This is a genomic window from Prosthecobacter sp. (genome assembly GCF_020439865.1).
Taxonomy (GTDB): Bacteria; Verrucomicrobiota; Verrucomicrobiia; order Verrucomicrobiales; family Verrucomicrobiaceae; genus Prosthecobacter.
Genome location: NZ_JAGRPF010000098.1, coordinates 1 through 7,853 on the forward strand (window position 1 = coordinate 1; position 7,853 = coordinate 7,853).

Annotated in this window: 7 protein-coding genes; 6 read left to right on the forward strand and 1 reads right to left on the reverse strand. The window is 60.2% G+C overall.

What is annotated here, in order from left to right; translation table 11 throughout:
• Together KDL09_RS10565 and KDL09_RS10570 are read left to right on the forward strand one after the other, a co-directional pair.
• Window positions 1-2,309, forward strand: a 2,309-nt coding sequence (locus tag KDL09_RS10565) for a DUF2309 domain-containing protein (protein ID WP_294384588.1), incomplete at its 5' end; no start/stop codon positions are given.
• Window positions 2,310-2,368: 59 nt separating this feature from the next.
• The gene (locus tag KDL09_RS10570; RefSeq protein ID WP_294384591.1) at window positions 2,369-3,151 is read left to right on the forward strand and encodes an SDR family oxidoreductase; all 783 of its coding nucleotides are present in this window, start codon (window positions 2,369-2,371) and stop codon (window positions 3,149-3,151) included.
• 4 nt (window positions 3,152-3,155) lie between these two features.
• Here the strand turns inward: KDL09_RS10570 and KDL09_RS10575 are convergent, their stop codons facing one another.
• Window positions 3,156-4,241 (reverse strand): GntR family transcriptional regulator, encoded by a 1,086-nt coding sequence (locus tag KDL09_RS10575; RefSeq protein ID WP_294384593.1) that lies wholly within the window; start codon window positions 4,239-4,241, stop codon window positions 3,156-3,158.
• Between the two features lie 68 nt (window positions 4,242-4,309).
• On the opposite strand from KDL09_RS10575, the gene KDL09_RS10580 reads away from it, so the two are divergent.
• The 4 genes from KDL09_RS10580 to bla form a co-directional block, all read left to right on the forward strand.
• Entirely contained in the window at window positions 4,310-5,071 is a 762-nt protein-coding gene (locus tag KDL09_RS10580; RefSeq protein ID WP_294384596.1) for an RraA family protein, read from the forward strand.
• 13 nt (window positions 5,072-5,084) lie between these two features.
• A complete protein-coding gene (locus KDL09_RS10585) occupies window positions 5,085-6,185 on the forward strand; it encodes a sialidase family protein (RefSeq protein WP_294384598.1) in 1,101 nt (366 codons plus the stop codon).
• A 46-nt stretch (window positions 6,186-6,231) separates the two neighbouring features.
• Complete coding sequence (locus KDL09_RS10590; protein WP_294384600.1) at window positions 6,232-7,047, forward strand: aldolase/citrate lyase family protein; 816 nt, start codon at window positions 6,232-6,234, stop codon at window positions 7,045-7,047.
• A gap of 7 nt (window positions 7,048-7,054) precedes the next feature.
• The coding region (gene bla / locus KDL09_RS10595) for a subclass B3 metallo-beta-lactamase (protein WP_294384602.1) at window positions 7,055-7,853 on the forward strand (799 nt) is incomplete at its 3' end.

The window sequence follows — 7,853 nt, forward strand, 5'->3', positions numbered from 1 at the left end:
AACGCGTCAGTCACGAGAGCATGCTCATGTCCTGCGATTACTTCGAGCAGCAGCACGCCTGTGGCAGAATCACGTCAGCGGACCTCTCCGAAGCCATCGCTCAGGCCAAGGCAAACACGAGTCCTGCGCAGCTGGTTTCCTGGTTGAACAACCCTCAACTTCCCGAATCGGAGTTCGTCTTCTGCCTCGCCGATATCGTCGAGGCGGGCGAACACGGTCCATGGAATCGGGTCATCGCCGAACAGATTTCAAAATGGTGCGCCGCCTACTTCGACGAGGCACAGTCTGCCTGGCGGATGCCATGGAAAAAGCTGCCGCTCTTCGCTGCCTGGAAGCAGGCTGCGTCGATCGACCTCGCTCCGGAATTGACTGGGCTCCCCGGGTTTAGGTCGCTTGTCGCCAGTTTGCCTGACGCCGCTGCCGAAGTCATCCCCGTGCTGCTGGAGTCGCTCCAAATCACCGAGAATGCCGCCGAAGATTATATGCACCGCCTGCTCATGACATTGCCCGGTTGGAGCAGCTACGTGCAGTATCGGGTGAGGGACAAATCCATGCACGGCACGCATGACGAGTCGCTGCTGGACCTGCTGGCCGTGCGGCTGGTCTTCGAATCGGCGCTGCTCAAAATCCACGATAGCCGGTCCCTGCGGGAGTTCTGGTCGGGCAATCAGTGCGCCGATCCGGTGGCGCCATCGGAATCCACGCGGAACCTGCTGCTCTGGCACTCCGCACTCGAGATCGGATTTCAGCGCGAGCTTTGCGGCAAGCTGATCGCCAATGCAACGAGTTCACAGACATCGAAAAATTCGCGGCCTCTCCTTCAGGCGGTGTTTTGCATCGACGTGCGGTCCGAGGTCATGCGGAGGTCGCTGGAGTCTGTCACTTCCGAGGTCGAAACACTCGGCTTCGCCGGTTTCTTCGGCATGCCCATCGAGCATGTGCCCTTTGGTCAAAGAAAAGGGGTGTCGCAGGTGCCGGTGCTCTTCACGCCGAAATATCGGGTGCGCGAGCACCTTCCGGATGCGACGCCTTCGCAGGAGAAGAGCAAGCTTCGGACGATGCAGCTCGGCAGAAGGCTCAATCATTCGTGGAATGCCTTCAAAACATCCGCAGTCAGCTGTTTCAGCTTCGTCGAAGCCGCGGGACCCGGATTCGCGTGGAAACTTGTGAAGGATGGTTTTCAAATCGGAACCCAAGGAGAGGCGCACTCATGCTCTTCCTGTGCCGAGCCGAACCTTCATCATCACAAAAAGCATTCGCACGACATAATCGACGACACGCATCCCGAGTCTGGCATCCCGCCGGAGGACCAGGTGCAGCTCGCGCTCGGGGCGCTCAAAAACATGGGGCTGACCTCGCGCTTTGCGCCTCTGGTGATGATCTGCGGCCATGGCAGCAACACCACGAACAACCCGTATGCTGCGGGTCTCGACTGCGGTGCCTGCGGCGGACACGCCGGTGATTCGAACGCACGGGTCGCTGCCGCGATTCTCAACCAGCCTGCTGTCAGAGCTGGACTCGTCGAGCACGGCATCCACATCCCGGACGACACACACTTCATCGCCGCTCTGCACGACACTACGACGGACGAGATCACACTGTTCGACACTCGTTACGTTCCGACATCCCATAAACGCGACTTCAAACAAGTGCGGCAGTGGATAGCCGAGGCAACCTTGATTGCGAGGTCTCATCGGGCACCAACGCTCGGGCTTGGACATCTCACGGGGGCACAACTCGGGGCAGGTATCCAGCAAAAGAGCGCCGACTGGTCCGAAGTGCGGCCCGAATGGGGCCTCGCCGGAAATGCCGCCTTCATCGCCGCACCACGGGATAGGACAAAGGGCCTCAACCTCGGTGGTCGCGTCTTCCTGCATAACTACAACCACGATGCCGACACAACGAAGAGCACCCTCGAGCTCATCATGACTGCCCCCATGGTCGTGGCGAACTGGATCAACATGCAATACTACGCCAGCACGGTGAACAACCGCCTCTGGGGCAGCGGGAACAAGGTCACGCACAACGTCGTCGGCACCTTCGGCATCCAGCAGGGCAACGGCGGCGACCTCCAGGCCGGACTCCCGCTGCAAAGCGTTCATGACGGCGAGAAGTGGATGCATGAGCCGGTTCGGCTCAGCGTCTTCATCGAGGCGAATCACGCCGACATCGACGCGGTGATCGCCAAACACGAAAGCGTCCGCCAACTCGTGGACAACGGCTGGGTCCACCTGTTCGCCATCGAAGATGAGGGCCAGACCATCCTCCGCCACCTTCCCGGTGGCGGATGGGAGTCGGTGACTGCCTGACTTTGTAAAGCTGTGCAGATTCTTGCTCGTTGGAGAATGCATGCGGCGTTTGTTGCCGCATGCATTCCTCATTGTTTGATCTTGGTCAGCGTGACATCTGGGTCTTCGGCGGCGCGGGCTATCTCGGCCGGTCCGTCGTGGCGCAATTGGTCGCCATGCAGGCTCGCGTGCTCTGTGTGGATCTTGAAGGTCGTGCGGCTGAGATGGTCGGCGAAAACGGATCGCAGGAACAAGTCACTGCCGCCTCGCTTGATGCAGCAAACACGACTGCCGTGGACACTTTCGTGAAGGATCAAGTCGCCGCACGCGGTGTGCCGCTCGGGCTGGTGGTCATGACTTACGCTTCAACGGCAAAGCGGTTCGATGACTTGAGCGCCGACGACTTCGACCGTGCGAATCACGGCAATCTCACAGCGACGTTCGCGCTATCTCGTGCAGTCGGCAATGCGATGGCGGAGCAGGGCAGGGGCAGCATCGTGCTCTTCTCGAGCATGTATGGCAGCGTCTCGCCGGATCCGCAGGTCTATGTGGCACCGATGAATCCGAATCCCGTGGAGTACGGTGTCGGGAAGGCGGGCATCCAGCAGATGGCACGCTATCTGGCCGTGCATTACGGCCCGAAAAGCGTCCGCGTGAATTCGATCTCGCCTGGTCCTTTTCCGAATCCCACGCTCCAGAAGGACAATCCCGAGTTCATGGGACGTCTCGCTCAAAAAGTGCCGTTGGGCCGGGTTGGTCAGGCGCCGGAGATTGCAGGGGCGGTGGGCTTTTTGCTCGCTGATGCGTCCACCTTTGTCACCGGTCAGAATCTCGCCGTGGACGGCGGATGGACGGCGTGGTGAGTCATCAGAGCGTTTCGCCGCGCACGAGTTGTGGCATCAGGCGGATCGCCTTCGGCGGAAGTGTGCCGGTCTCGGCCAGTTTGCGGGCGGCTTTGGACACGCTGCGGGCGAACTGCGTTGGGTTGGCCGCATAGCGTGTCACGGGAGGAATGGTGTGCTGCAAAAAGGCTTCGTCGTCACGGGAGATGATCGCGATGTCCTGAGGAATGCGTTTGCCGCGTTGCATGAGAAACATCATCACGGTGAGCACATGCACCGCGCGTGCAACGATGCAGGCGGTGGGAGGTCGCGAGGAACGCAGCGCCTTGTCGAGCAGGGTGCAGAGATGTTCCGGTGTGCCGTTGTGCAGCAGCACTTGCAGTGGCGGTGCGCCCTCGCCCTGCAATCCTTCAACGAGTCCGCGCTCGCTCTCGACGTCTCCGCCGAAATTGCTCTCGGGTCGAATGAAGGCAATGTGGCGATGTCCTTTCCGGCGCATCATGGCTCCCGCGTGCCGGCAGCCGGCGCGGTAGTCTGCATCGAACGAAGGCAGCGTGATGCCGGAAGCACAGGATCCCACCACCAGACAGGGGAGTTGGCGCTGACTAAACCAGTTTTGCATGGGTTCCAGCGAACCAAACAGGAGCCACACCGCCGCCGGGGAGCGTGCCACGAGCAGATCGAGCGCCTTCGCAGGCTTCGTGGAATAGCAGGCGGTGCTAACGTGAATCTCCAGGCTGAAACCCGCCCGCGAAAGCTGGTCACGCAGTTCATCGACCATCACCACGGAGGAAGGCGACATGGCGAGCAGAGGACGCGAGGAGAGGAGGGCAATCACGCGCGAATGCGCCGTCCTTTGGGAAGTTCCTGTGGTTTTGATTCGTCTGCGCTGCCGTTCGGCGACTTCGAGCCAGCCATCCCGTTGCAATTCGTTCAATGCGGCCCGCAGCGTGTGCCGGCTGACCTGGAGTCGGGCGCAGAGCTCCCGCTCGCCGGGCAGGTGTCCCTGCCAGTGACCGCTTTCCATCGAGTCACGCAGACTCTGGGCGGTCAGGCTGACAAGTGAAGTGCGCTGCGGTGGTTTGGGGCCGGTGGGGGAAGGGGAGGACATCTGGTTTGGGCAACAGACCAGAAGCATAGGCTTGTTGCTGCTCGTTTCAAAAGCCTAGTTTTTTCACCATGCCTGAATCCCCACGCGTTCTGTCACACAGCGATCTTCTTCAACTCAAGCGCTGGAACACGCCGACGATCTACAACGGCTGGGAGCAGATCACGAAGCACAATCCCGGCGAGGATGCGTTCAACATCGAGGAAACCCGCGACTTCATGCCGCAGATGGGGCCGATGGTCGGTTACGCAGTGACCTTGGTCATCGAACCTTCCAACGCTTCGCATCGAAAAGTGAACCCCGCTGCCGGGGAAGAATACCGTCGCTACATCGCCAGCGTGCCCGGCTCGAAGATCATCGTCGTGCAGGACCTCGACAAACCGCGAGTGCTCGGCTCCGCCTGGGGCGAGGTGAGCGCAAACATGTTTCGTGCCCTCGGTTGTGTCGGCACCATCACGGATGGGGCAATTCGTGACCTCGACGAAATGACCAACGCTGGCTTCAAGGCGCTCGCACGTCGCCTCTGCGTCGGACATGCGCACGTGCATCCGGTGCGCTGGAATTGCGAAGTCGAGGTCTTTGGCCGCAGAGTCTGCCCTGGCGATCTCATTCACGCCGACAAGCACGGCTTTCTCGTCATTCCGCCCGAAGACCACCCGGGACTGCTTGATGCCGCTCGTTTCATGGACTCGAACGAGTGTTCCACCGTTATCGCAGCCTCCCGCGACAGTGCCGGTCTCGGCACGGACGAACTGCTCGCCAATCTCGAAGCGTCCATCACGCAATTCAGTGCCAACGTGAAATCCAAGTTCAGCCGCGAAGGTGAGTGGTAAGCCAATCCATCCTATGAAGTTCATCGCACTTTACCTGCTACTCGCATGCGCGATTCACGCCGAAAGCACCATCACGCTCAACGTCGAGCCCACCAAGGAGCATCCTCGCAACTCCGAGGGTTCGTTCGCGACGCTCAAATCAGGCCGCATCATCTTCTGCTACTCGCAGTTCTACGGCGGCGCGGCAGATGAGAGCCCGGCACGCATCGTGAAGATCCATTCCGACGATGAAGGCCGCACCTGGAGCACGCCAGTCACTGTCGTGGAAAACACCGGCGGCAACAACGTCATGAGCGTCTCGCTGCTGCGTCTCGCCAGCGGCAAACTGGCAATGTTCTACTGTCTCAAGAACAGCTGGCTCGACTGCCGTCCGCACATGCGCCTTTCCACCGACGAAGGTGAAACTTGGAGCGATGCCAAGCTGATCCAACAAGCCCCAGGCTATTTCGTGTTGAACAACGATCGTGTCATCCAGACGAGCAAAGGTCGGCTGATTGTTCCGCTGGCCTTTCATCGCTCGCGCGGCACCGATCCACACTCCAGCAGGTCGTTTGACGCGCGCGCCATTGCCATGTGGCTCTATTCCGACGACGAAGGTGCTACGTGGGCCGAATCCTCAAGCTGGTGGGCCATTCCAGTGCGCAGTGGCAGTGGCCTGCAGGAACCCGGCGTCGTCGAACTCGCGGACGGATCGATCTTCTCTTGGTGTCGCACCGATCAAGGCGCGCAATACGGTTTCCGCTCGACCGACGCGGCCAAAACCTTCTCGGCACCCGAACCGACGGAAATGAAATCCCCCAACGGCCCAGCGAGCATCAAGCGACTCCCCGGCAGCAGCGACCTGCTGGCGATCTACAACGACCATTCCGGGATGTTTCCGTTCCCGCCGAAGAAGCGCAACCCCTTCGTTGCCGCCATCTCCACCGACGGAGGCAAGACCTTTCCGCAACGCAAGCTCATTGAGAGCGATCCCGACGGCCTTTACCACTACACCGCCATCCACTTTGTCGGCGATGCCATGCTCATCGGCTACTGCGCCGGTGACAGTAAAGTCGGCGCTCTCAACCGCCTGCGCATCCGCCGCATCAGACTCGACTGGCTCCGCGAGAAATGATTCCTTCCGTTTGTTCCGTGTATTCCGTAGGCCCTTCTTCATCGTTATGAGACGTTCCAAAGTCCTCGCCAAACTCCGCTCTGGTCAGGTTGCCCGCATCTGCTGCTGCGGGTCACCCATCGCCTTTTTTCCGGCCATCGCCGCCCATTTCAAATACGACGGCATCTGGCTTGATGCCGAGCATCGCGTCTGGGATCCACGCGAGTCAGAGACGATGCTCGGGCGACATCATGCCGCTGACATCGACTGCATCTGGCGACCACCGACAAAGGAGAAAAATGGGCTCTACCGCTTGCTCGAAGACGGCGCCGCCGGCCTCATGATTCCCCATGTCGGAACCGCCAAGGAAGCGCGTGCGCTCGTCAACGCGATCAAATTTCCGCCGCTTGGCGACCGCGGCTTTTGCGGTGGTGGTCGTGATGCAGATTACTGGATTGGAAAACCCGCCGATTACACTGATGCCGCCAACCGCGAGAGCTGCCTCGTGGTGCAAATCGAAACGCCTGCCGCGCTTGCCAACGCCGAGGCCATCGCCGCCGTTCCGGGCGTGGATGTTCTGTTTATCGGTCCGGGCGACATGTCACTGCGGCTCGGCTGCACGCCGGGCGTCAGCGATCCCGGGATGCTCGATGTGCAGAAGCAAATCGCCGCCGCGTGTCGCAAACACGGCAAAGCCTGGGGTCGCCCCGTCGGTTCCGCTGACGATGCTAAAACGATCATCGATCTCGGCGCGCAGTTTGTCGTGCACGGCAGCGAGTTTGGAGCCGTTCACTCCCATTTCACTACCTGTGCCGCCGACTTTGATTCGATCTTGAGTGACACCGCTTCGACACCTGCCATACCTGAGGGGAAGACGTACTGACCTGCTCATGAAATCACGCCTCCTCATCTGCCTCTTCCTTTGGAACTTCATCCATGTCACCCAGGCTCAGCAGCCATCGGATTGGCTGGAGCCCTTTGCGCCGCACAAGATCGCTGGAAATCTCTACTATGTCGGCTCCAAAGATCTCGCCTCGTATCTCATCGCCACGCCTGAGGGCCACATCCTGATCAACAGCAGTCTCGAGGAATCAGTGCCACTGATTCGTGCCAGCATTGAGAAACTCGGGTTCAAATTCTCCGATGTGAAGATCCTGCTGATCAGTCACGCGCACTCGGACCACTGCGCGGGCAGCGCCGAGATCATCAAGCAAACCAAGGCGCAGCATTTCGTCATGGCCGAGGATGCGGATGCTGTGGAAAGCGGTGGCGCAGTCAAATCACGCCTCAAGGCCAGCTACCTGAAGTTCCCGCCCGCGAAGGTGGATCGCCGCCTCAAGGATGGTGAAGAGGTCACGCTCGGCGGTTCCACCGTCGTCGCGCATTTGACGCCCGGTCACACGCCCGGCTGCACCACATGGACCATGAAAGTGGATGGTCTCAACGCCGTCATCATCGGCAGTCCGAATGTGAACCCCGGCTACATCCTTGTGGACAACAAGGACTACCCCACGATCGCCTCCGACTACGAGAAGACCTTCCGCGTGCTGAAGGCGATTCCAGTGGATCTCTTCCTCGGTGCTCATGGCGGCTACTACGACATGACCACGAAGCACGCGCGCTTCCTTGTGGCAGGCGGAGATAATCCATTCATTGATCCCGCAGGCTACGCTCGCTACGTCGCCAATC